This window comes from Actinopolymorpha sp. B11F2 (assembly GCF_040195635.1).
Classification (GTDB): Bacteria; Actinomycetota; Actinomycetes; order Propionibacteriales; family Actinopolymorphaceae; genus Thermasporomyces.
In genome coordinates this window covers 231,522-253,857 of sequence record NZ_JBEFTX010000001.1, presented here as the reverse complement: position 1 = coordinate 253,857, position 22,336 = coordinate 231,522, and the positions used below count along the sequence as shown (strand labels likewise).

23 protein-coding genes are annotated in these 22,336 nt (G+C 68.1%); 11 read left to right on the top strand and 12 right to left on the bottom strand.

Translation table 11 applies throughout. The features are described from left to right. Positions 1–135: 135 nt before the first annotated feature. Both ABN034_RS01190 and ABN034_RS01185 read right to left on the bottom strand, forming a co-directional pair. On the bottom strand, positions 136–1,074 hold the full coding sequence (locus tag ABN034_RS01190) for a D-2-hydroxyacid dehydrogenase (RefSeq protein WP_349689101.1): 939 nt from the start codon (positions 1,072–1,074) through the stop codon (positions 136–138). Positions 1,075–1,255: 181 nt separating this feature from the next. Further along, positions 1,256–1,657 (bottom strand): hypothetical protein, encoded by a 402-nt coding sequence (locus tag ABN034_RS01185; RefSeq protein WP_349689100.1) that lies wholly within the window; start codon positions 1,655–1,657, stop codon positions 1,256–1,258. On the opposite strand from ABN034_RS01185, the gene ABN034_RS01180 reads away from it, so the two are divergent. After that, positions 1,648–2,247 (top strand): GNAT family N-acetyltransferase, encoded by a 600-nt coding sequence (locus tag ABN034_RS01180; RefSeq protein ID WP_349689099.1) that lies wholly within the window; start codon positions 1,648–1,650, stop codon positions 2,245–2,247. The genes ABN034_RS01185 and ABN034_RS01180 overlap by 10 nt on opposite strands. On the opposite strand, the gene murD is transcribed toward ABN034_RS01180, so the two are convergent. Together murD and ABN034_RS01170 are read right to left on the bottom strand one after the other, a co-directional pair. Then, positions 2,225–3,619, bottom strand: coding sequence for a UDP-N-acetylmuramoyl-L-alanine--D-glutamate ligase (gene murD, locus ABN034_RS01175; protein WP_349689098.1), 1,395 nt, complete (start codon positions 3,617–3,619; stop codon positions 2,225–2,227). The genes ABN034_RS01180 and murD overlap by 23 nt on opposite strands. Before the next feature lie 40 nt (positions 3,620–3,659). Beyond that, positions 3,660–4,490, bottom strand: a complete 831-nt coding sequence (locus tag ABN034_RS01170; RefSeq protein WP_349689097.1) for a helix-turn-helix domain-containing protein — start codon at positions 4,488–4,490, stop codon at positions 3,660–3,662. A gap of 148 nt (positions 4,491–4,638) precedes the next feature. Between ABN034_RS01170 and ABN034_RS01165 the strand changes: the two genes are divergently transcribed. Together ABN034_RS01165 and ABN034_RS01160 are read left to right on the top strand one after the other, a co-directional pair. Beyond that, the gene (locus tag ABN034_RS01165; protein WP_349689096.1) at positions 4,639–4,989 is read left to right on the top strand and encodes a DUF1330 domain-containing protein; all 351 of its coding nucleotides are present in this window, start codon (positions 4,639–4,641) and stop codon (positions 4,987–4,989) included. A gap of 90 nt (positions 4,990–5,079) precedes the next feature. Beyond that, positions 5,080–5,598 carry a maleylpyruvate isomerase N-terminal domain-containing protein gene (locus ABN034_RS01160; RefSeq protein WP_349689575.1) on the top strand — a complete coding sequence of 173 codons (519 nt, stop codon included), beginning with the start codon at positions 5,080–5,082 and terminating at the stop codon, positions 5,596–5,598. 155 nt (positions 5,599–5,753) lie between these two features. Here ABN034_RS01160 and ABN034_RS01155 read toward each other — a convergent pair whose 3' ends face one another. Beyond that, positions 5,754–6,965 carry an MFS transporter gene (locus tag ABN034_RS01155; RefSeq protein ID WP_349689095.1) on the bottom strand — a complete coding sequence of 404 codons (1,212 nt, stop codon included), beginning with the start codon at positions 6,963–6,965 and terminating at the stop codon, positions 5,754–5,756. A 91-nt stretch (positions 6,966–7,056) separates the two neighbouring features. Here ABN034_RS01155 and ABN034_RS01150 point away from each other — a divergent pair, with 91 nt between their 5' ends. Beyond that, positions 7,057–7,659, top strand: a complete 603-nt coding sequence (locus ABN034_RS01150; RefSeq protein WP_349689094.1) for a TetR/AcrR family transcriptional regulator — start codon at positions 7,057–7,059, stop codon at positions 7,657–7,659. A gap of 250 nt (positions 7,660–7,909) precedes the next feature. Here ABN034_RS01150 and ABN034_RS01145 read toward each other — a convergent pair whose 3' ends face one another. Further along, a complete protein-coding gene (locus ABN034_RS01145; RefSeq protein WP_349689093.1) occupies positions 7,910–8,476 on the bottom strand; it encodes a helix-turn-helix domain-containing protein in 567 nt (188 codons plus the stop codon). A gap of 282 nt (positions 8,477–8,758) precedes the next feature. Here ABN034_RS01145 and ABN034_RS01140 point away from each other — a divergent pair, with 282 nt between their 5' ends. The 3 genes from ABN034_RS01140 (at position 8,759) to ABN034_RS34250 (ending at position 10,228) form a co-directional block, all read left to right on the top strand. Then, entirely contained in the window at positions 8,759–9,346 is a 588-nt protein-coding gene (locus ABN034_RS01140; protein ID WP_349689092.1) for a GNAT family N-acetyltransferase, read from the top strand. Positions 9,347–9,443: 97 nt separating this feature from the next. Next, positions 9,444–9,998: an isochorismatase family protein gene (locus ABN034_RS01135; protein WP_349330772.1), complete on the top strand. Its 555-nt coding sequence runs from the start codon at positions 9,444–9,446 to the stop codon at positions 9,996–9,998. A gap of 41 nt (positions 9,999–10,039) precedes the next feature. Continuing rightward, the gene (locus ABN034_RS34250) at positions 10,040–10,228 is read left to right on the top strand and encodes a mycothiol transferase (protein WP_502878946.1); all 189 of its coding nucleotides are present in this window, start codon (positions 10,040–10,042) and stop codon (positions 10,226–10,228) included. A gap of 15 nt (positions 10,229–10,243) precedes the next feature. Here the strand turns inward: ABN034_RS34250 and ABN034_RS01130 are convergent, their stop codons facing one another. The 3 genes from ABN034_RS01130 to ABN034_RS01120 are packed head-to-tail and all read right to left on the bottom strand — an operon-like array spanning position 10,244 to position 12,097. Further along, positions 10,244–10,753, bottom strand: coding sequence for a GNAT family N-acetyltransferase (locus ABN034_RS01130; RefSeq protein ID WP_349689091.1), 510 nt, complete (start codon positions 10,751–10,753; stop codon positions 10,244–10,246). Continuing rightward, positions 10,720–11,271 carry a hypothetical protein gene (locus tag ABN034_RS01125; protein WP_349689090.1) on the bottom strand — a complete coding sequence of 184 codons (552 nt, stop codon included), beginning with the start codon at positions 11,269–11,271 and terminating at the stop codon, positions 10,720–10,722. The genes ABN034_RS01130 and ABN034_RS01125 overlap by 34 nt, the downstream gene beginning before the upstream one ends. Positions 11,272–11,317: 46 nt before the next feature. Next, positions 11,318–12,097, bottom strand: a complete 780-nt coding sequence (locus ABN034_RS01120; RefSeq protein WP_349689089.1) for an HAD family hydrolase — start codon at positions 12,095–12,097, stop codon at positions 11,318–11,320. Between the two features lie 118 nt (positions 12,098–12,215). Here ABN034_RS01120 and ABN034_RS01115 point away from each other — a divergent pair, with 118 nt between their 5' ends. From ABN034_RS01115 to ABN034_RS01100, 4 genes are all read left to right on the top strand, one after another. Next, on the top strand, positions 12,216–12,956 hold the full coding sequence (locus tag ABN034_RS01115; RefSeq protein WP_349689088.1) for a LuxR C-terminal-related transcriptional regulator: 741 nt from the start codon (positions 12,216–12,218) through the stop codon (positions 12,954–12,956). A 245-nt stretch (positions 12,957–13,201) separates the two neighbouring features. Further along, a complete protein-coding gene (locus ABN034_RS01110; protein ID WP_349689087.1) occupies positions 13,202–15,652 on the top strand; it encodes a beta-glucosidase in 2,451 nt (816 codons plus the stop codon). Positions 15,653–15,677: 25 nt separating this feature from the next. Further along, positions 15,678–16,832: a sigma-70 family RNA polymerase sigma factor gene (locus tag ABN034_RS01105; protein ID WP_349689086.1), complete on the top strand. Its 1,155-nt coding sequence runs from the start codon at positions 15,678–15,680 to the stop codon at positions 16,830–16,832. 92 nt (positions 16,833–16,924) lie between these two features. Beyond that, a complete protein-coding gene (locus tag ABN034_RS01100) occupies positions 16,925–17,551 on the top strand; it encodes a maleylpyruvate isomerase N-terminal domain-containing protein (protein WP_349689085.1) in 627 nt (208 codons plus the stop codon). A gap of 82 nt (positions 17,552–17,633) precedes the next feature. Here the strand turns inward: ABN034_RS01100 and ABN034_RS01095 are convergent, their stop codons facing one another. The 3 genes from ABN034_RS01095 to ABN034_RS01085 all read right to left on the bottom strand — a co-directional run bounded on the left by ABN034_RS01095 (position 17,634) and on the right by ABN034_RS01085 (position 22,259). After that, positions 17,634–18,620 (bottom strand): phosphotransferase family protein, encoded by a 987-nt coding sequence (locus tag ABN034_RS01095; RefSeq protein ID WP_349689084.1) that lies wholly within the window; start codon positions 18,618–18,620, stop codon positions 17,634–17,636. A gap of 64 nt (positions 18,621–18,684) precedes the next feature. After that, a complete protein-coding gene (locus ABN034_RS01090) occupies positions 18,685–19,935 on the bottom strand; it encodes a hypothetical protein (RefSeq protein WP_349689083.1) in 1,251 nt (416 codons plus the stop codon). Beyond that, positions 19,932–22,259 carry a S41 family peptidase gene (locus ABN034_RS01085; protein ID WP_349689082.1) on the bottom strand — a complete coding sequence of 776 codons (2,328 nt, stop codon included), beginning with the start codon at positions 22,257–22,259 and terminating at the stop codon, positions 19,932–19,934. The genes ABN034_RS01090 and ABN034_RS01085 overlap by 4 nt, the downstream gene beginning before the upstream one ends. Positions 22,260–22,336: the final 77 nt, after the last annotated feature.

The window sequence follows — 22,336 nt, the reverse complement described above, 5'->3', positions numbered from 1 at the left end:
CTCCGGTGGGGCGGCGTCGGACCGCCGCACCTCAACGGTACGAACGCGACCGGCATGGCGGCAGCGGGTTTGCCAGCATCGGCCAGCGCCACGGGCAGGCGCCGCCAACGACGACCCCTCGCCCAACCGGCCGCGTCAGTAGCCGGCGGCCTTGTCGACGACGTGGGTCAGCGGCTCGCCGTCGACGAAGCGGCGGAGGTTCGCGATGAAGATGTCCACCGCGCGCTGTCGCGTCTGTGGTGTGGTGGCTCCGTTGTGGGGCGTGATGATCGTGTGGGGCGCGGTCCAGAACGGGCTGTCGGCCGGCAGCGGCTCCTGCCCGTGTGCGTCGATGCCGGCGCCAGCGATCCAGCCGTTCTGCAGGGCGGCGAGAAGAGCGTCGTCGTCGGCGATACCGCCGCGGGAGAAGTTGACGTAGTAGGCGGTCGGCTTCATCGCCTGGAACTCCGCCTCGCCGAGCATTCCCCGCGTTTCCGGTGTGATCGGCGCGGTCAGGACGAGGAAGTCCACCCGGGGAAGGATCTTGTGCAGCTGGTCCGGCCCGTAGACCTCATCGACGTTCGGAGTGGGCTGCGGGTTGCGGCGGATACCCAACACCTGCATGTGGAACGCCTTCGCCTTCAGCGCGAGGTCGACACCGGAGTAGCCGAGGCCGAGGATGCCGACCGTGAGACCGTTGAGCTCACCGTGGGTGTGACGTTCCCAGCGTTGTTCGTCCTGCGCGCGTACCCACCGCATCGCGTCGCGGTTGAGCATCAGCATGAGCATGATCGCGTGCTCGGCCAGGGGGACGGCGCCGTTGCCCTTCGAGCAGGTGACCGTCACCGGGCTCGCGACCATCTCGGGAAAGACCTGGTTGTTGGGTCCCGCGGCCCAGCTGTGCACCCATGCCAGGTGTGATGCCTTGGCGAGGTTGGTCGCGTCGACATGGCCGGCCACCACATGCGCTGATCCGATCTTGTCCGCCAGTTCGTCGCCGGCGTACCGCTCGACGGTGGCCTCGGGGACGGCTGCGCGGATCTGGCCGAACTGGTCGTCGGTGACGCTGGTGACAAGCACGAGGGGGTCGCGCATGGATCACTCCACTCCACAGTCATGTCTGGGAAGACCTGCAGGTCAGGGAAGGCAGGCTGGTCTGGGAAAGCGCTTTACGCGCCCAGGATCTCACTGTTGGGCCCATCCGTGCGAACGGATGGCTGGCCGATTCCCGTCCTGTCGCGCGACGCGGAGACCGGATGAGCCGCGCCGCGACCCGTCAGCCCAGCCTTGACGTGACCCAGGCGGCGACCTGATCCAATACGGCGGCCGGCTCACAGGCGTACGAACTGAACGACGGCTCGATGTGGTCACGCAACCATGCGGCGAACCCCAGTTGCCGGGCGACGAAGTCCTCGTCGGTTCCTTGCCACGGCGGCCGCGCGCGCAGGCGTTCGACGAGTACGTCGTCCGGGCAGTCGAGCAGGCAGGAGTGGATCGGTCCGACGAGTTGGCGGGTCGGCAGCGTCTCGAGCTGGTCTGGTGTGATCGTGCCGCACAGCACGGTCGAGCGGCCGTTCTGGGCGATCCCGTGCGCGATCTGCAGCCACGTGGCTCGCCAGGCATCCCAGTCGAGGGCTGCTGTCCGACCTACCGCATAGCATCGGCCGGGTGCTGACACCTGACTGTCCGATCGAGACCGACCGGCTCCTGCTACGGCCGTTCACCCCGGATGACCACGACGCCCTGTTCGACATCCAGCGTCGTGCCGACGTGGCCCGCTACCTGTACTGGGAGCCGCGCCGTGCGGAGGAGATGCCCGACGTCCTGGCGAAGCGGATCAGCCAGAGCTGCATCAGGTCCGAGGGTGACGCCCTCGCACTTGCCGTCGTACGCCGTGACACCGGCGCACTGGTGGGCGACCTCCTGGTGTTCTGGGTGAGCCGCGAGCACCGGCTGGGCGAGATCGGGTACGTCTTCCACCCCGACCATGGCGGGCAGGGATTCGCCACCGAGGCGGCGGAGGTCGCCCTACGGCTCGGCTTCGAGGGACTCGGCCTGCACCGGATGATCGGGCGCCTCGACGCCCGCAATGTCCGCTCCGCCCGGCTCCTCGAACGGCTCGGGATGCGACGCGAGGCGCACTTCGTGGAGAACGAGTACGTCAAGGGCGAATGGACCGACGAGGTTGTCTACGCGATGGTGGAGACGGAGTGGCGGGCCACCAGGGCACGTGACGATACTCGCGTCAGCCGCGCACCAACTCCTTGAACCGTCGGCCACGTTCGACGAAGTTGCCGAACATCCCGTAGCTCGCACAGGCGGGCGACAAGAGCACCGTGTCTCCTGGCCGGGCCACGCTGCGCGCTGCCGCCACGGCGTCGTCGAAGCTCGCCGCGCGGTGCAGCTCGAACCCGTCCGGCTCCCCCGGGGACTCCCGCATACGAACGGATTCGGCGACAGTTTCCCGCGGACGAAGGGACTCCGCGATCGCGTCGGCGGTCTGGCCGAACACCACGGCGGCCCGGCAGCGCTCACGTACCCGACGCCCCAGGTCGGTGAAGGGCAGCTTCTTGTCGTAGCCGCCGAGCAGGATCACGAGCGGTCCAGTGACCGTGTCGAGAGCGGCGAGCGTGCGTTCGGGGGTGGTGGCGATCGAGTCGTCGTAGTAGGTCACACCATCGCGTTCGACGACGTACTCCATCCGGTGCTCGACACCGGCGAACGACCCGAACACCTCCTGCGCGGCGTCGCCCCAGCCGTCGAACGCCCCCGCCGTCGCGGCGACAGCGGCCGCCATGTTGTGCAGGTGGAACCGGCCGGCCAACCGTCTCGCCGACACGTCCAACACCCGCCCACCGTGGTGGATCGACTCACCCTGGATCCACGTGCCGCTCGTGGCGTCGCCGCTCTCGCCGAACCACCGGGTCGTGCCGCCAGCGAAGTTTCGTACGACTGGATCATCGGCGTTGAGCACCCGGAGGGCACCGTCGCGTTGGTGGGCCACGATGGCGCGCTTGGCGGCGATGTAGCGGTCCATCGAGCCGTGCCGGTCCAGATGGTTGGGCGTGACGTTGAGCACGACCGCGACCTGCGGGCTGCGCCGAATCGCGTCGAGGTTCTCCAGCTGGAAGCTCGACAGTTCGAGGACGACGACGTCCTCTGGCGCGATCGCGTCCACGACCGGAAGCAGCGAGACTCCGATGTTGCCGCCGAGCCAGGTCCGCCGCGGCCCTTGCTCGAGGATCCTGGCGATGAGCGTGGTCGTGGTCGTCTTGCCGTTGGAGCCGGTGATGCCATAGACAGTCCGGGCGCGACACAGCTTGACGAAGAGGTTCAACTCGGTGTCGACGGCGGGCGCGAGCGACAGCCAGGGAGAGTCAGGCGGTACGCCTGGGCTCGCGATCACGAGATCTGCCTGGCGGAAGTCCCTCTCCCGGTGCTCGCCCAGATGGAACTCGACCGGCCAGCCGGCCAGCTCGGCAACGGATGCGTGCAGATCCTCAGCGGGCTTGAGATCGGTGACGGTTACCTTGGCGCCCGACCGGCAGAGGTACTTCGTCACCCCGACACCCGCGTCGAACAGGCCGAGACCCATCACCGTCACGCGGGCGCCTTCCAGGCACGGAACATCGAGCAGCATCCGCCCATCCTCTCGCAGTCGGATGGCCGCCCGGGCGGACTCAGCCGGTTGGCGTCAGACGGTGAAGGATCTGCCGGGTCTGCTGGTCGGCGGGAAAGAACGACTCGACGGCCAACTCCGCGAGGGTGACATCGTTCGGGCTCCCGAAGCTGGTGACCGTGCTGTGCAGGTGAAGCTCCCCAGCCGGGTGCGCGAGCTTCAGGGTCAGCAGAAGCTCTCGGGAGGAGACTTCGTATGGCCGGTCCAGGGCTGCGGCGACGCCGGGATATCCGCGGATCTCGGCGACGAGGTCGACCAGCCTCGGGTCGCCCGTGAGCCGTGCGAGACGGGTGAGGCGGTGACCGAGGTGGGCGGTCCAGTCGTCCCGGTTGCGGATCCGCGGCGCCAGGCCGTCGGGGTGCAGGCTGAGCCGGTACACGTTGATCGGCTGCGCGAGAATCGCCGCATCGACGTCGACCAGGAGCGGTGCGATCGCGTTGTTGGTGCGTACGACATCACCGCAGCGGTCCAGGACGAGTGCCGGGTAGGGCTCGTGGCCGGCGAGCAGGCGTTCGAGCGCGTCGCTGATCGCGCGGGTCTGTGCGCTGTCCAAACCGGTCTCGGTGTAGGCGGGGGCGTAGCCCGCGGCGAGCAGGAGAGCGTTCCGTTCGCGCAGCGGTACGTCGAGTTGGTCGGCCAGAGCGAGCAGCAGCCTCCGGCTGGGCTGGGACCGACCGGTCTCCACGAAGCTCAGATGTCGGGCGGAAACGCCGGTGTCCAGGGCGAGGTCGAGCTGGCTCCGGCCGCGTAGGCGCCGCCACTCCCGCAGCAGATCACCGACCTGCGGGTTGTCGGCGGGGGCCAGCGGGGTCGCGGTCGGTGGGCTCCTCACCGCACCGACCATAGGCCGTCGCCCATTCGCCCGGCGACTACCTGGGAGGTAATCGACACGACGCCCCGATTCGCCGAAGCTCGTCTCGCAAGGTCACGCCCGCTCGGCGCTGAGCATCGTTCACAAGTATTCGACGAAGGAAGAAACCATGACGGCGTACGCGGTCGCCCGCCTCCGCAAGGCGCCGGTGCATGTGGAGGTGTTGACCTATCTCGAACGAATCCAGGGGACTCTGGATCCGTTCGGTGGGCGGTTCCTCGTGCACGGAGGGCCGGTGGACGTTCGGGAGGGCAGCTGGGCCGGCGATGTGATCATCATCGAGTTCCCCGACATGATGGCCGTGCGCAGCTGGTACGAATCCTCCGCCTATCAGGAGATCAAGCCGCTGCGGACCCGGCACCTCGACGGTGACGTCATCTTCGTGGAAGGTGTCGGACGGGACCACGATTCAGCCGGGATGGCGGCGAGCCTGCGCCAGACCCTCGACGCGCAGAGCTGACAGGCAAGGACGCCATGTCGTCGGTGTGCGCAGAGGACACGATCTCGCCGCCGCCGTCGGGCGTTGGACCGTCGGTGGTGACCCGACCTACTGCGGTCCGACATCAAAGGCGCGGACATGACCGTCCAGGTGCCCAGCTGCGCAGACTGGAATGTCGGCCAGTTAGTTCGGCATCTTGGTGGCGCCCATCGCTCGGCCGAGGCACAGACGCTCATCCACCGCGCCGACGCCGCCCTTGCGCTCGGTATGACCTACACGGTCGATCCCGACCTGGCGGTCGACGCTATCGACGAGTGGATGCAGCTCACTGCGATGCTGGTGATTTTCGAGATCGACCCCGGCCGCAACCTGCACTTCCATGCCACGACACCACACCAGAGAAGTCCGCGGAGTGGACGATCGATCTCACCGGCGACGTCATCACAGGGCATCGTGGTCGTGCGAAGGCGGCTGTGGTCTCGGTGCGGGGACCTGTGGCCGATCCTCCTTGTCTGCTACCGACGCCTACCTGTTCGTCGCAACGGAATAGCGATCGTCGGCGACAGCCAGCTGCTCGACCTGTGGCTGGAGGCGGTCCCGTTTGGCTGCCTCGACTTGGGGTTTTCGTAGCCTCCGCACCCTCAACGTCCGCGCCGGAGCACTGAGCTGTCGCCGATTCCGGGCAGCACCTGGGCGGTGAGGGCCGTGCTGGTGGTCGTGGACGCTGGTTGATAAGGGGTGGCGACTGGTCGCTGACTTCCTCGCCGAAGCGGAGTGCGGATCTGTCATTGGAGCGGTGGTGGCCTGCGCAGACCTGGGGTCAGGGCGAGTGCGGCCGCCGCGGTTGCGCCGACTGTGGCGATTGCTACCGCGCCGACGCTCAGTGGTGCCACTGTGAGGAGGGCGCCGGCCAGCAGTGGGCCGACGGCAATTCCGGCAGTTCCGATCCCGCCAACGAGGCCGAACACGTGGCCTTGGTCGGCGGGCGGGATGCGCTCGTACTCGACGGTGATGAAGGTGGCCGAGAAGAGTCCGGAGCCGAAGCCGGCCGTGAGCATCGCGCCGACCACGGCGGGCATCGGTGCGTGGGACGCGATGAGGACGAACGGTGGCACGAGTGCGAGCAGGACAGCGGTCGCCATCAGCAACCGTCGGTCGAGGCGGGGCCCCAGGATGCCTGCGAGTGAGGAACCGGCGATCGCGCCGATTCCGCTCGCGGTGAGGATGGCCGCGAGCTGGGGCGCGCTGTGGAGGACTGTCTGCCCATAGACGGGGGCGAGGACGCTATTCCAACCGGACATGGCGACGGCGAGCGCGAGCATGATCGTGATCAGCCGCACGAGAACGCGGTCTGCCCGCAACACCTGGGCTGCTGATAGCAGTGACGGTCGGTGGTCCTGGTGGGGTTGGCGTTCGGCTGGCAGGAACAGCTGGATGGCCAGACCGGAGACGAGGAAGGTCGCGGCATCGACGACGAGAGCCCACGGAGCGCCCACCAGGGCGATGGTGGCGCCGGCGAGGGGTACCCCGATCACCTTCGCGAGCTCGAGGGAGGCGAGATACGGTCCGCTGACAGTCTCGGTCGTCGTCTCTGCCAGGCGTGCCGTCTGCGCGAGCATGACCATGCTGGCGGCGACGGCGGGGGTGCGAAGGAGGCCGTTGACCGCGACCAGGACCAGGAGGAGGGGGTAGGCGATCCCGGTGGTCACGTGCAACACAGGAACGGCGAGGACTGCGAGGCCGGCGACAACGTCGGAGATGACGCGGGTACCGCGCGGGCCGAGATGCCGGATGGCCGACCCGGCGAACAGCGACGCTGCCGCGACCGCGAGAAACTCGCACGTGGCCGCGATGCCGGTGAGCGCCGTGTCACCGGTGGTCTGGAAGACAAACCATGGGAGGGCGACCAGACTCATCGCTCCGCCGACGGTGGAGACAAGATTGGCGCCCATAAGGGCGGCCAGGGGAGCACGTCGGCGAGGTCGCGTTACCGTCACGTAGGAAGTTTACGGCGTAAACGTGTACGGTGTAAACGTGCGGGAGTCGCGTGAAGCCGAACCGTGGAATGCGCCGTCAGGCGGAGTGCCAGTGAGCCGCCGCGACGAGATCGTCGACGCTGCGATCGCCATCTCCGAAGAGGTCGGCGTTGACAGCCTGTCGATGCGGCTGATCGGCAAGCGGATGGGTACCTCGGCCATGGCGATCTACCGGCACGTCCCTAGCCGGGAGGCACTCCTCGACGCCATGGTGGGCCGCGTCCTCGCCTCCGTCGCACTGCCTGGACCGGAGAACCCGTGGCCAGAACGCCTCCGGGTGATCGGACACGGGTTGCTCGATGCCGCCCAAGCCAACCCGACCGTCTTCCCGATGGTGCTCACCCGCACCTACCAGGCCGATGAGGCGATTGCTGTGATGCGGTCGATGTATGAGGTGCTGGCCGAGGCTGAGGTGCCGCCGGATGCCGTGCCGCGCGTCGAACGCATGGTCAGCACGGCCTTGATCGGTTACGCCGTAGCCGCTTCGACTGATGCCTTCTGGGCCGTGGACCCCACACTCGCGTCCGGTGAATTGAGAGTTCCTGACATGCGGTCGGCCGGGGGAGCCCTCGAACGCTGGCACGACGAGCTCGACCAAAACGTGGACGACCTCGTCATGCTGGTGCAGTCCCTTGCAAGGAAAGGATCGGCGTAGCGAAGATCCTTGACTCGATCTGTCCGTACGAGGATCGCCACCGAACGCCTACAGCCGCTCAAGGCAGCCAGTGAGACCTTCGACGACGGCGAGCACGTCAACCGAGCGATTGCGAGTGGCAGGCGAACTGCCCGCCGTGGAATCGTGCCGAGCTTGTCGTCCACACCGCTGGCAGCATCAGAACAAGCGACTTCCGTACTGCGCAGGAGCAGCGTTTCGACCGCAGCCGATCCCATACGCACAGCCCCGGTTAGTTCTGGGGCTCCGGGAGTCGGGGATGCTCGGTCGGGTAGAGCGCAACCATGAAGGCGTGGGCCTTGCCTGGATTTCGTCTGGGCAACTGCGCGAACTCGTTGACCAGGTCTAGGACGCGGCGGTAGAACTCCTCGGCGTCGGCGTCGTCGATCCAGGCGTAGCGCTTGATCGCGCGGAGATTGTCGTCGATGTGAGCGGGCGCGGCTTCGGCTGCCCACTCGGCCATTCGGTTAGGGATCAGCTCGGTCTGTTCAGGCGTGATCTGGCCGACGTAGAAGACTCGTGCGGTTCTGCCGTAGAAGCGTTCCTCCCGCCCTCGGATCGTGCGCGTTCGTACAACCTTGAGCATCCCGGCCTCGGCCAGCAGATCGACGTGATAGGCGACCGTGCTCTTTGGGCGCTTCACCGCGGAGGCTAGTTCTTGCACCGAGGCCGCCCTCTCGAGCAGTAGTTCGAGCAGGGTGCCGCGGAAGGAGTCGAACATGGCTTTGAGCTCCTGTGTGGAGGTGACGATGCGCACGTCGTCGAGCTCGTAGTCCGGCACCTGCTGACTGATCGACATTTCTCGATTGCTCCGCTACTGTGACTGCTCGAAATATCTGGATTAGTTCCGCGGCCAGGCTACGCGTCGCGGCACGAAACGATCAACTACACGCGATAAGCGCCAGGCGAGGGATCTCGTGACCGGCGAGGGCGGATGGGGAATCGAGGCTGGACATGGTTGTCGTGGTGGGTGTGGAACACGTTGGAGGGTCTTTCTGGGAACCGGCGGCGTCGAGGATCGAGTGCGCCGGACGTCGGCCGCACCCGGCGAAACGCTGCCTGACCTCGGATGAGGTGCCGAATGCCTGACAGGACGGCGGCCAAGCCATACACCGTCCGCCCGCTCGATGCGTCGACATGGGATGCCTTCGCGGAGTTGGTCGAGCGTAACGGTGGGGTATTCGGCGGCTGCTGGTGCATGGGCGGCCACCCCGAGGCCGCGCAGGAAGGCCTGGACAAACGCGCCGCGAAGGAGGAGCGCGTACGCACGGGCCGAGCCCATGCCGCGCTGGTCTTCGATGCCGAAGGCGTTGCCCAAGGTTGGGCGCGTTACGGCAGCCTCGAGGAGCTGCCGGGAATCAGTCACCGGCGCGCGTATGAGCAGGATCCACCACCGCGGCCAGACTGGCGCATCAGCTGCTTCTACGTCGACAAGCGTCACCGCCGGCAGGGCGTCGCCCGGGCCGCCCTCGAAGGGGCGCTCGACCAGATCGCACGGGCAGGCGGAGGGCTCGTCGAGGCGATCCCTGAGGTGACCACCGGGCGCACGGCGCATGGCCGGTTCCTGTTCAACGCGACGGTCGAGCTGTTCGAGCAGAACGGATTCCAGCGCGTACGCCAGGTCGGCAAGCACGCATGGATCGTCACCCGCGTCCTCGACCCCGCCTGACCTCAGTCGAGGCCACACCAGGCCCCGGCCCGAGCATCCGGATCCGCCCACAGTTATCCATCTGGCCAGAGCCCGTTCGACGAGCAAGGAGATCGCTATGACCACCCTGTCAGATCGACCCAACACCGCTTTGATGGTGATCGACGTCCAGAATGGCGTGGTGGCCGATGCGTACGAGCGCGACAGCGTCGTCGCCAACATCGGCACACTCGTCGACCGGGCTCGCGAAGAGGGCGTCGCCATCGTGTGGGTTCAGCACTCCTCCGAGCAGATGAGGAAGGGCAGTGACTCCTGGGCGTACGTATCGGAGCTGACGCGCCAGGAGCCAGAACCGTTGGTGCACAAGACATTCGCCGATTCCTTCGAAGACACCGACCTCGAGGACGTACTGGCCAAGGCTGGTGTCGGACGCCTGGTCGTGACAGGAGCGCAGACGGACGAGTGCATCCGGTCTACGATCCACGGCGCCTTTGTACGTGGCTACGACGTCACTCTCGTCGGCGACGCGCACACAACGGAGGATCTGAGCCCGTGGGGTGCTCCACCGCCGGACAAGGTCATCTCGCATACGAACCTCTATTGGCAGAACCACTCTGCGCCCGGCCGCACTGCCGGAGTCACGGAAACAAAGGACGTGACGTTCAGCGGCTGAAGGGCCGGCATCGGAGCGAGCCGACTGTCAAACGAACCGGCATGCTGCGCCGACGGCATCCACCGTCGAAGACGACCCTGGCCGGCTTGATCAAGCACATGGCCTCAGTCGAGGAGTGCTGGACCGCGGACGCTGCCCACCGAAGAGCACCTGCCCCGGCTACCGCCCAAGCCGAAGAGCCCAAGCCTGGAACGTTCGAGCGTTCCAGGGGCACTTGTGAAGCGTTGTGACGACCAGTACTGCCGCTACGACGTGTGCACGTGGCTGATACGGGCCTCGTAGCAACGCAGCTCGGATTCGGCTTCGACCTGGTAGAAGCCCGCGTGTTCGAGGGACCGCTGGGACGCAACGTTGTCAAGATCGGTGTCAGCGCGGATCGTCGTCACGCCGAGACCAGCGGCAATTTGCACGAGGGCTGCTACTGCTTCGGTCGCGTAGCCATGTCCTCGGGCGGAGGGCACCAGGCCGTAGCCGATCTCAGCGACTCCGCCATTGGGGGGTCCCTTGAAGCCAACGCCGCCAATAGCGAGACCGTCGGACCGACGCCTGATCTGGTAGTAGCCGAACGGACGCTGCTCGCCGTTCTGCTCGGTAGCACGCAGAAAGCTGCCGATGGCGGCCAAGTCCCCTTCGAATGGGTAGTCGGCCGCCCAAGCGTCGCCTGATTGGGGTGCACGATCGTGGATGCGCCGTGCCGCCAGCTCATCGATCGCGTGCAAACTCAACCGTTCAGTGCGGTAATCCACGTCGAACACTCAACCAGCATGAAGCGTCTGAGCTCAACCGAGTTGCGAGCTCTATCTGCCGCAAGACCCGTTTCTATGGGGGTGATGACCGCGACTTGACCTTCACCCATGTGTGAGGCTCCTACGTTCCTGGCATGCGGACTGAGAACGCCTTCGCGACCAGCCTGTCCATGACCAAGCTCTTCACCGGACGCGTCGTCGTCTTCGGTTCGGCATCCGGAGAGGCCAGCCTCACGACCCACGACCTGGTCTTCGCCCACCAGGTACAGGTCAAGGGACTGCACATAGGCGCATTGGCGACCGCGGCGCCTTCCATCTACCAAGGTCTGCTCGATGAGATCAAAACGCTCATTGAGCAAGGCGTGTATATCCCCGGCACTCCACACATTCATCCCCTCAGCGACGGCCCGGCCGTGCTCCAAGAACTTGAAGCGGGCGTGACGCACGGCAAGCATGCCCTCGACCCAACGCGATGGGGTGAGCATTGTGAGCCATCGCAACGCTCCGCTGTCGGAACGCTTGGACACTGCCACCCTCGTTCACCCGAACGCTGGCTCGTCGACGGGCGACAGCTCAGAACCCGCGCCGGGACGACGAATCAACGCCGCGGAGCAGCTCGACCAGCGGCATGTCGGCCAATGACGACAGCACCATGTCGGCGTCGTGGAGGGGAAGCTGCCTGGTCATCGCGTTGGGGACGACGACGCAGGACAGTCCGGCCGCCCTCGCCGCCGCCAGGCCGTTGGGGGAGTCTTCCAGGGCGATCGCCCGCTCCGGCGCGACGCCGAGTGCCTCGACGGCGACCTGGTAGAGCGCCGGGTCTGGCTTGGTCCTGCATACGTCCTCCGACGTCTTGATGGTGTCGAAGTGCTCGGTCAGGCCGAGCCGGCGCAGGTGCCCGTCGACCCAGCTCAGCGGTGAGCTGGACGCCAACCCGATCTTGAGGCCGTGTTCTCGCGCGTCCCGGAGATACGCCTCCACGCCGGGCAGGATCGGGTTGGCCGCAATCAGCTCGTGGACGCGGGCCCGCTTGGCGGTACGGATGGCTGTCCGGTCGACGCTTCGGCCGCTCAGTTCGGCGAGATGGGCGTACGGATCCCAACCGTGATCGGAGCTGCCGATGCACTGCGCCCAGATCTCGACCTCCAGTACGGCGTCATGGGCGGCGAAGATCTCCTGCCACGCCTGGAACTCCGGTACCTCCGTGTCGAGGATGAGCCCGTCGAAGTCGAACACCAAGGCCTCGAACACCAAGGCCTCGAACACCGGGGCCTCGAACGCCGGGGCCTCGAACGCCGGCATGGGTCGCGGGTCAGCCAGGCCGTCGCCGTCCTGCACCTCAGATCTCTCCACGACGACCATTCTGGGTGGTCGTAGGTCCGACGTGGTCGACGACCCGTGGAGGCGCCCTCGGATGCCGCGGGCGTCGAGGGGGAGGTAATTGCCCAGGCGGGCCACCTAGGCTCCGGGCATGGCAGCACGCGACAACCGTCGGGAGCCCCGGCCACGTGGCCGCCCGCCGCACCCTGACGTGCTGACGCCCACCGAGTGGGCGGTCCTGCTGAAGGTCCGGGAAGGGCTAGGTAACGCCGAGATCGCCCAGATCCGCGGATGTCGCGTCGACACCGTGAAGTACCACGTCGCGAACATCGTCGGGAAGCTGCAGCTCACCGACCGGGCAGCCCTGCGGCGCTGGTCCGGCCGACCACTCGGGGACGAGCCACGGCCCGGGATCGACCTCGCCCGCGCCGAGAGGAGACAGAAGATGGCCACTACGACCGCACCGGGCACGCTCACCGGGATCGCACCGATGTTCCTCGTCGACGACGTGGCGAGGACCGCCGAGTGGTACCGCGACCACCTGGGTTTCCAGATCGGCGACTACCTCCGCGAGGACCACGCGCATGGCCGAATGCACGAGAGCCTCGGTGAGCCCGTCTTCGCGATCCTGCACCGCGACGGCCAGCGGGTGATGCTGGGCCGGACAACGGAGCGCGGCAGCGGCGTGCACTCCAACCAGGAGTTCAAGAAGATCTCCTGCGACGCGTACTTCTGGGTCGAGGACGTCGAGGCGTTGTACGCCTATGCGAAGGCGGCCCGCGTGACTTTCCTGCAGGACCTGCACGACCGGTACTACGGCCTGCGCGAGTTCCAGCTCAGGGACTGCGACGGTCGGGTTCTCACCTTCGGCGGAGACCTGCCTGGCAGCTGAGCGGTCCCTGACGTGGACGGAGCCGGGTTCCTCCTGTTTGCGAAAGAAGCACCAGGAGTGGCGTCGTCGGCCGGCCGACATTCAGAACGTTGGCCTCGGGCGGCATCGGATCAGGCATTGGCGACAACCCGTTCGAACCCGTCGATCGCTTACCCGGTTGGACTGTCCTACGTCCGGCGCCCCTGGTGACGTGACCCCAGGGCCGGCCATACTCGAAGGCCCGCGTCCCAGAAGGAGTCCACGTCATGCAGATCGAGGCCATGGAGATCGAGTCCGCCGTTGACAAGGCGCTCGCGCGCCTGGACCTCGCGACGAAGGCGAGCCTGCTTGCCGGCAAGGACGTCTGGTCGCTCCCGGCTGTGCCCGAGATCGGGTTGAAGTCGCTGGTGATGTCCGACGGGCCGATCGGCGTACGCGGAACCCGGTGGACGCCAGACGACCCGTCGATCGCGCTGCCCAGCCCCACCGCGCTCGCGGCGACCTGGGATCCTGAGCTGGCCCGGCGTGTCGGGCGGCTGCTCGCCCAGGAGGCGCGCCGCAAGGGCGTGCACCTGCTGCTGGCGCCGACGGTCAACCTGCACCGGAGCCCGCGCGGTGGACGGCACTTCGAGGCGTACTCCGAGGATCCGTTCCTCACCGGCCGGATCGGGGTGGGCTACGTCGCGGGTGTGCAGGACGGCGGCGTCGGTGTGACCGTCAAGCACTATGTGGCGAACGACTCCGAGACCGACCGGTTCACCGTCGACGTCCGCGCGTCGGACCGGACGTTGCGCGAGCTCTATCTCGCGCCGTTCGAGGCGATCGTGCGCGAGGCAGGCGCCTGGGGCGTGATGACGGCGTACAACAAGGTCAACGGCACGACGATGACCGAGCACGACGGACTGGTGAACGGCGTGCTGAAGCGCGAATGGGGCTTCGACGGGGTGAATGTCTCCGACTGGACCGCGGCCCGCGACACCGTGGGTGCGGCGCTTGGTGGGTTGGACGTCGCGATGCCCGGGCCGCGGACCGTCTTCGGCGAGGCGTTGGCGCGCGCCGTCGAGGAGGGCAGAGTGCCCCTGACCGTCGTCGACGAGGCCTGCCGCCGGGTGCTGCGGCTGGCGGCGCGGGTGGGTCTGCTCGCGGGCGCGGGACCTGTCGTGGCGCCCGAAGCGCTCCCGGAACCGGTCGACGGCGAGGGCCTCGCGCGTGAGGCGGCGAGCCGGTCGTTCGTCCTGCTCCGTAACGACGGCCTGCTCCCGCTGGACCCGGGCAGGCTCTCGCGAGTGGCGGTCATCGGTGCGGCCGCGGCCGAGGCGCGCGTCCTCGGCGGTGGTTCGGCACAGGTGTTCCCGGAGCGGGTCGTCTCGCCGCTCGACGGTCTCCGGGCGGTCCTGCCCGAGGTGACATACGCCGTCGGCGCGGATCCGCGGACCAAGCTCGCTCCTGCGGCCGGCGACTTCGGGCTGCAGGCGGTGTTCCGGGCCGCCGACGGCACGGTCCTCGGTACGCAACCGCTCCAGGACGGCTCTGCCCGCTGGCTGGGCGACCTGCCGGACGGAGTAGACCTCGCGGCCCTGGACAGCGTCGAGGTCGCGGGCGAGTTCACACCAGCCGTCGCTGGCACGCACCGGTTCGGGATCGCCGGTGTGGGGGACTACCGGCTCGTCGTCGACGGTGTGGAGCGGTTCGCCGGCCGGCTGGAGGCCGACAGCGACGATCCTGGCGCGGCGCTCCTGAACCCGCCGGAGCTGCGCTTCGACGTCGACCTCTCGTCCGGACGTCCGGTGCAGGTGTCGCTGACCCACCGGGTCGCCCGTGCCGAGGACCGCGACGAGGGTGCGTTCATCACGTTCCGGCTCGGCCATGCCACTCCGACGCCTCCGGCGGACGCGCTGATCGAGCAGGCCGCCGCGGCTGCCGGAACCGCGGACGTCGCAATCGTCGTGGTGGGAACGACCGAGGAGGTCGAGTCGGAGGGTTTCGACCGGTCGAGCCTCGCACTCCCCGGACGTCAGGACGAGCTGGTCCGGAAGGTCGCGGCCGCCAACCCACGCACGGTGGTCGTCGTCAACGCCGGCTCGCCGGTGGAGATGCCGTGGCGCGACGAGGTGGCGGCCGTCCTGCTGGTCTGGTTCCCGGGCCAGGAGGCCGGCGCGGCCCTGGCCGACGTACTCACAGGAGTCGCCGAGCCCGGCGGGCGGCTGCCGACCACCTGGCCGGTGGCCGCGGCCGACTGCCCCATCCTCGACGTCGAGCCGGTCGACGGTGTGCTGGCGTACGACGAAGGGATCTTCATCGGATACCGCGCATGGCAACGCCGGGAAGGCCCCGCGCCGGCGTACTGGTTCGGGCACGGTCTCGGTTACACCGACTGGTCGTACGACACCATCGACGTACGACCGGCGAGCGATCCGGATCTCGCCGAGGTGACAGTCGGCGTCCGCAACACCGGCAACCGGGCCGGCCGGGAGGTCGTCCAGGTCTACCTCGCGGACGAGGCGCCCGAACCCGAGCGGCCCGCCCGCTGGCTCGCCGGTTTCGCGAGCGTCAGCGCGGCGCCGGGAGAAGCCGCCAAGGCGACCGTGACCGTGCCTCGCCGGGCCGCCGAGGTCTGGGACGACGGCTGGGCGCTCGTGCCCGGAACCTACCGGGTGGAGGTCGGCCGAAACGCCGCCGATGTCCGGGTCACCGCACCGCTGGCGCTCGGGTCGTAGAAACCCGGACAACAACCGTCCCGGGATGGTCATCGCTCCGGGTCCTTCGTACGTGTACAACGTGATGGACATGCCGAGTGACGACTACGACGAAGGGCACATTCGAAGCTTCACGGGAGCTTTTCCGGACCTGTTCCCGCGGGCGGTACGCCTGGCCCGCCGGATCCTCACCGACCAGGCATCGGCCGAGGATGTGGCGGCGGAGGCCCTGACTCGTGCGTACGCGGCCTGGGACCGGATCAACACCTCCGCCGGCCACCGCACCGCATGGGTCCTGAGGGTCACCACCAACCTCGCCATCGACGTCGTACGCCGGCGGGCGAACCGGGAGATGGTGACCGAGGCGTCGCCCGGCGAGCTCGAGACCCTCGGATCGTCACCGGGCCAGGTGGACGAGCAGGACGCCGCGACCACCCGACTGGTCCTCATCGACGCGATGCGCGGGTTGCCACGCCGCCAGCAGGAGGCGATCACCCTGCGGTATCTCGCCGGCCTCAGCCAGGTCGAGACCGCCCAGGCGCTCGGCGTGAGCACGGGAACCGTGGCGAGACATGTCCATCGCGGTCTCGCCGGCCTTCGGACCCACCTGGCCGAGTTGCAGCCGGCGATAGCAGGGATCACGGAACTCGTCGAAGGAGGACGCATGAAGATCAGTTCGTTGCGGGAGGCAGTGGAGCTGCAGGGCACCGACACCGTGCTCGAAGCGCACGTGACCGGGGTGCTGCCCGGGGAGTGGGGGTGGAGCGTCGACGTCGGAATCCCCGCCGTCCTTGTCATGCGCGGACGACGCCACAGGCCGATTGGCGACGACGACCTGTCCGCGCTCGTGGGCGAGGACGTCGACTGCGTGGTCGCCGAAGTCGACCTGGACCGCGAACGCATGGTCGTGGCGCGGGTGATGAGTGGAGTGGATGAGGAGGAGGAGTACGCCCGACGCCACCGGCTCGTGGCCGGGATTCGGCCCGGCGAGCTGCGGTCGGGACGGGTGCACTCGCTCGTACCGTTCGGTGCGTTCGTGGACATCGGCGGCCTGCATGGACTGGTGCACGTGTCGGAGCTGGGACGACCGGTGGAGCACCCCGGGGAGGCCCTTCAGGTCGGCCAGGACGTGGACGTCGAGGTCCTCGACACGAACGTCGAGCTCCAGCGGGTCGCGCTCCGCCTCCACCAGATCGCCTGAACGCGGTGAAACTCGCGCCGCCTCCTCATGTCCGGCACGGTTCGGTCGTACGGCACCATGGGAAGCTGCCGTGCGACGAAAAGGCGGGTGTGATGGGAGTACGTAGCGACTATCTGGCCGTTGCCGACTCGGCCGTGGCGTTGCTGAAGGGTCCGGCGGTCGCGTCGAAGTGGGCCGAGCCGAGTGCGCTCGAGGACTTCAGCGTCGGAGGGCTCGCGTTCCATCTGGCCAACCAGATCTTCCATGTCCCGCAGACGACACCGTCCTTCGGTCCGGCGATCTCGCTCGCGGAGAACTACGCCCGGGCCGCCTGGGTCGGCAAGGACGCGTCGCACGAGGTGAACATCGGGATCCGCCAGCGCAGCGAGAACGACGCCACAGAAGGCGTTTCGACATTGATCAGCCAGGTCGAGGCCGCGCTCGGCGAGGTCAGGGCGTTGATCGCCGAAGCACCCGAGGACCTTGTCGTCCACATCGAACGGGCAGGTTGGGACCTGACATTCGACGACTTCCTGACGACCCGGCTGATGGAGCTCGTCGTCCATTCCGACGACCTCGCGGTAAGCGTGGGGGTTCCGACACCTCCCGTGCCCGAGTCGGCGGCGCGGACGGTCGTGGATCTGCTGAGCGGGATCGCGGTACGACGGCACGGTACGACGGCGGTGATCCGGGCTCTGTCCAGGGCCGAACGCGCGCCCTCGACGATCGCCGCCTTCTAGCGCGGACGGTCAGCTCTCCCTGGCTCTGGCCCCGGCCCGGAATGGTTGGTGGCCGCCGGTGCCTTCGGACTCGCGCTGGTGCTCAACCAGGTTGGGCGACCAGTTCGGCGATCCGGCTGACCCGCGCGGCGACCACCGGGTGGTCGCGGGGGATTCCGCGTTCGGGAGCGAGCCAGCCACACAGGTCGGGAAGACCGTGTACCACCGCCGACCGCCTGATCGACTCCAGGTGGTCAGGCGGCAATGGCTGGACCCGCTGGTAGCCCTCGAGCAGCGCCGGCAACAGCGGGACGCCCAATACCTCCGGGGCGTTGAGATGGAAGAACCCGAGGTCGAACAGGGAGTCAGTGCCTCGGATCTCGCCGAAGTCGATGAGTCCGGTGTACGCACCACGCTGGACGAAGATGTGGGCCAGCGTGAGGTCACCGTGCGCGAGGGTGGCGTCCGGCACGGGGCGGGTGATCTCCTGCTCGACCAGCCGCTCGATGGCGTCGAGAGTCTCGGTGCTGAAGGCGGTGGCGAGTGGACCCGGCCATGTGTGGCGTGGCGGAAGGCCGTCGATGACGAACCTGCCGTAGGTGTCGAGCTGCGCCTGTAGCGGCCCGGGTCCGCGCCGCTGGATCCAGCCGAAGCCCTTCACCGGATGCTGGTTGAGCCGAGCAAGGTCGGCGCCCGCCTCCTGGAGTGCCGTGGTCGCACCCGACCGGACCGAGACCTGTTCGAGGGGGACGCCGTGGATCTCGGTGGTGATGAGGACAGAGCGCCCGAGAGCGGGGTCGAACGGCTCGACGTGGATCGGCTCGGGAACCCGGACACCCAGCTGGCGGAGCTGGCGGAAGAGCTCCGCCTCCGCCTCGAGATTCTCATCGGCCTCCTCCGCGAGCCGGAGGTAGAACGTCTCGCGGTCCCGGCGCAGACGGTAGACCTGGGTACGGAGGCCGTCAGGTGTGCGCTGACAGGAGACAGGCACCGTGGTGCCGAACGCCCTGTCGACGAGGGCGTCAAGAGCAGCCTGGTCGACGTCGGGCTTGCGGGCGAGCACGGGCAGGTATCTGGGCCCTTCATGCATGGCGGTAACCGTACGGACGTCCCTTTTCGAAGTAAATGCCCAAACCGGACATCTCCCGATCGGCTCAAGGCATTGGCTCGACGTGCCACGCGTCGCCGTCCGGCCGGAGCCGCCAGGCATCTGTCACCCGGAGGGTCCAGCCGTCGCCGTTCAACGTGGTGGGAAGGGTCGGCGGGGATCCGTCCCGAAGGGTCGAGGCATCGAGCGGCACCCAGATCTCGGACCAGTCGGGCGTGAGGAGCGCGCCGCCTGGTGCGACGAGTTCGCAACCATCAGGTGAGCGCCAGGCGAGGTGGCGATAGACGGTGCCGATGTCGAGGGGTGTGACCTGGCCCGGACGGAACGTCAGCCCGTTCCGCTGCCAGCGGATTCGTAGCACTCTCGATGCCGCGAACCGCCTCCTGAGCACGTCGACCTTGGATTGCTGCCGCTTCTCGCGGGCGGTTTCGAGTCGTCGTACACCCTCGAGTCCGTACGCTTCTCCACGCGCTTCGGCGGCGGCCAGGTCGTGGTTCTCAACCGTCTCGGACAGCAGTGCCTGGAGGTCCTTGACGATCTGCAGCCGACATCGCCATTCACTGCCGGTCGCGTCGAGAAGATATCCGTACGCAGGTCCGGTGTGGTACGGAAAGCTGCGTACCCACGACACCTCGTCACCGTCAGGAAGGTCCTGCACATGGTGGGCCAACGCCTGCGGTGAAGCGCCCGAGAGCCGCCAACCGGTGTACTCCGCCATTCCTTCGGCGATGTCGAGGTGCTGTTCGCGCATTGCCTCTGCCGCCGTCGCGTGCAGACCTCGACGACGGCGGAACAGCAGAGCATCGGCCGCCGCGGATCGCCACTCGTCGTCCGTCCCCACGAGCGCGAGAGCACGGGAGAGGGCGACGCTTTCGAGTCGTAACCAGATCCGCCCGTTCGCGGTGTCGAGCAGGTCGGCTCCTTGGACTCCGGTGGTCTCGAGCGAGGTGATGTCGGAGAAGAGCTGCGGTTGCACGACAACGTGCCACGCCTCGTGGAGCAACTCGCGTACGGCCGCCGCATCGGTGTCGTGGAAGGAGAACTCGCTGGCCGCCCATTGCCTACCCGCCCACTCGAGTGAGGTACTTCCCAGCGCGAAGTCCGGCGGCCGTGGGCCCGACCACAGACCTTGACCGTCGGGTGCGTACCCCGGTCGGCCCGGAGTGGCGGTGAGCAGGATCCGGTCGTCCTCGATGCCCATCCACGAGACGTCCGCGAGCGAGATTCCCCACAGGTCACCGTCATCGGCAACGAGACACGCTCGTGCGGTGGACACAAGTTCGGCGAAGCGTGTCATGGCCGCACGTCCAATCGTGACTGCCGCAAGGCGGCGATGGCGGCCTCCAGCACGTCGTCCCGGCCGGCGGCAAGCCCCTCCGGTGTTGGCGCGACGAGGATGTCGGGGTGGATGCCGAGGTTCTGGAACCGGGACCCGTCGGCGTAGGTGACCCGCATCCCGGTGAAGCTCACCGAAGCTCCGCCAGGAAGGTCCACCCAGGTGACGTTGCCGTTCGTGCCAGCGGTCGGTGTACCGACGAAGATCCCGCGGCCGGCGTTGCGGAGGCAGATGCAGAAGTCCTCCGACTGGCTGATCGCCCGATCGTCGATCAGCACCGCGACCTCTCCGCCATAGTGCAGGTCCGGGTCGGGATGGATGAGGTAGTGCTCCTGCGTCCAGTACTCGGCCACGTGGTCGCGCCCCGGTGTCGTTCCACCCCCGCCGCCTCGCCGCGCACCCGAACGCAAGGGAAAGTGGTAGTGCGGGCTGTGGCACGGCCGGTCGATCAGCCGGGGTACGACGGTGCCGCGCGGATAGCATCGCGGGTACCCACGCATGTCGAGGAGGAGACCGGGCGCGTCGACGAAACGGGCGAACGCCGCGTCGACGACCGCGGGACTCTCGGCCGTCGCGAGGTCGAGGTAGCCGAACTCCTCGACCCAGCGAGCTGCTTCCTGGTCGTGTGCCGGCGGACTCAGCTGAGCCGCCGGACGGCTCCGCGTCACCGTGACCTTCCGGTCGTGTCCGCCGGAGCTGACGGTCAGTTCGGCAGGTGAGTGCGCGGGCCCGAGGAGAACGACCCGCGACAGCCGCGCCATCCGTGCCTGGGGCGTCGAGGCGGAGATGAGGGGCGCGTACTCGGCGGCGACGTCGGTGAGTGTCCGGCCGTCGACCTGCGTCACCTCCATTCCCGGGACGAGCTGGTGACCGTCCTCGCTCCCGCTCTCGGTCCCGTCGAGCGGTTCGCCGACGACAACGCGATCGCCCAACGCCAGCAGGCGGATCGGTGGCGCATGCGTGGCCGACCGCGCGACGAACACCTGCTCGCGCAAGGCGTGGTTGACACTCACGTGACTGTCGTTGAGGTGTGCGGTCAGCTCGAGCAGGACCTCGCCCCAGGTGGCGATCGTGCCAGCCGCCTCGACCCGTGGGACCCACTCGTCGAGAAGGCGCGGCCAGTCGAGGTCGGCGTACTCCAGATGTGGAGAGAACTCACCGAGGACGCACCAGAGTTTGAACAGTCCCAGGAGCCGCGCCTCGCGGGAGGGCAGGTCCGGTGAGGTGCCGTCCGGCTCGTACGCCGGTGGAGCGGGCAGGACGAGCGGGGGCCCCGTCAGGCGTTCCGGCGTCCCGTCGTGAAGCAGACCTGCGGCGGCGGCGACCGCGGCGTCCGGATCGCTGGGCGACACGATGCGGTCAGGTGTGACGTCGACCAGACCGTGGCCGGTGGCGAGTCGATGGTGGCGTAGGCAGACCTCGACGTCTCCCCACAGCAGAAGCGACTCGCCGGCCGCCCGGGCCGCCGGAACATGAGGGCCGTCCGCGGTCTCGTGGACGACGAACGTACCCCCCGCGGACTGGAGTCCGGCCAGCGCCACCTCACATCGAGCGAAGGACTCGTCGTCGACGATGACCGCGAGCGGACCGCCGTAGGAGGGCAGTGCGTCGAAGTCGGTCGATGCGTACCTTGCGCGTACGGGTGGACCTGCCGAGCGCATCGGAGTGAGGAGACCGCCGGATCGGTGTTCCCAGGTCGAGCCGTAGACCGACCGCCGTCCCTCGTTCCAACCATGGTGGACGCGTTCGAGCCGGCCGGGCGTCGGGAGCGGGGAGTCGACGAAGAAGCCGAACGCCTCCGGCAGGGGGCTTTGTACCCAGGTAGCGGAGCCCATGGGGTACGCACGCCGCAGGTCGAGGACGATCCCGGTGGTGTCGGCGAGGCTGTCGACCGCTTCTCCCCACCTGGTCAGCAGGTCGGGCTGCTCGGTGAGGTCGGCGTTGCCGGCGTCCAGGTATCCGAGACCGCCCGAAAGCCGGCGAGCGGAGGGCAGCCGGACAGCTTCGACCTCCTCGCCTGCGCGGTCATCTCGGAGGCGGCCGGTAGGGGAGGTGTTGTTCGCGACCGCCCGGGTCCACCGATCGTCGAGGTGGCGGAGCAGGAGGTTGAGGGCGGCGGCGTACGCCTCGCCGGTCTGAGCCGCCTCCACGCGCGGGATGGCGGCCACCAGCAGGTCCTCCCACCGCTCATCTGGAACGGTCAGGCTCGGATGGTAGAAGTACAGCTCGCCCCACACACGCGCCAGTCCGGTCAGTCGCTCGATCCGCGCGGAGTCGCCAGCCATTGGTCGAGTATGACCTGGTTTCGCGTCGGTCCTCGGGCACGCAGACCGTGTTGCGATTTTCGCAACGTACGCATAGG

Excerpts from the sequence above, each read along its gene's own strand:
- ABN034_RS01135 (WP_349330772.1), top strand. The coding sequence starts at position 9,444 with ATGACCACCCTGTCAGATCGACCCAACACCGCTTTGATGGTGATCGAC.
- ABN034_RS01115 (WP_349689088.1), top strand. The coding sequence starts at position 12,216 with ATGGCAGCACGCGACAACCGTCGGGAGCCCCGGCCACGTGGCCGCCCG.
- ABN034_RS01190 (WP_349689101.1), bottom strand. The coding sequence starts at position 1,074 with ATGCGCGACCCCCTCGTGCTTGTCACCAGCGTCACCGACGACCAGTTC.
- ABN034_RS01090 (WP_349689083.1), bottom strand. The coding sequence starts at position 19,935 with ATGACACGCTTCGCCGAACTTGTGTCCACCGCACGAGCGTGTCTCGTT.
- ABN034_RS01140 (WP_349689092.1), top strand. The coding sequence starts at position 8,759 with ATGCCTGACAGGACGGCGGCCAAGCCATACACCGTCCGCCCGCTCGAT.
- ABN034_RS01165 (WP_349689096.1), top strand. The coding sequence starts at position 4,639 with ATGACGGCGTACGCGGTCGCCCGCCTCCGCAAGGCGCCGGTGCATGTG.
- ABN034_RS01110 (WP_349689087.1), top strand. The coding sequence starts at position 13,202 with ATGCAGATCGAGGCCATGGAGATCGAGTCCGCCGTTGACAAGGCGCTC.
- ABN034_RS01145 (WP_349689093.1), bottom strand. The coding sequence starts at position 8,476 with ATGTCGATCAGTCAGCAGGTGCCGGACTACGAGCTCGACGACGTGCGC.
- ABN034_RS01085 (WP_349689082.1), bottom strand. The coding sequence starts at position 22,259 with ATGGCTGGCGACTCCGCGCGGATCGAGCGACTGACCGGACTGGCGCGT.
- ABN034_RS01100 (WP_349689085.1), top strand. The coding sequence starts at position 16,925 with ATGGGAGTACGTAGCGACTATCTGGCCGTTGCCGACTCGGCCGTGGCG.
- ABN034_RS01095 (WP_349689084.1), bottom strand. The coding sequence starts at position 18,620 with ATGCATGAAGGGCCCAGATACCTGCCCGTGCTCGCCCGCAAGCCCGAC.
- murD (WP_349689098.1), bottom strand. The coding sequence starts at position 3,619 with ATGCTGCTCGATGTTCCGTGCCTGGAAGGCGCCCGCGTGACGGTGATG.
- ABN034_RS34250 (WP_502878946.1), top strand. The coding sequence starts at position 10,040 with ATGCTGCGCCGACGGCATCCACCGTCGAAGACGACCCTGGCCGGCTTG.
- ABN034_RS01105 (WP_349689086.1), top strand. The coding sequence starts at position 15,678 with ATGGTCATCGCTCCGGGTCCTTCGTACGTGTACAACGTGATGGACATG.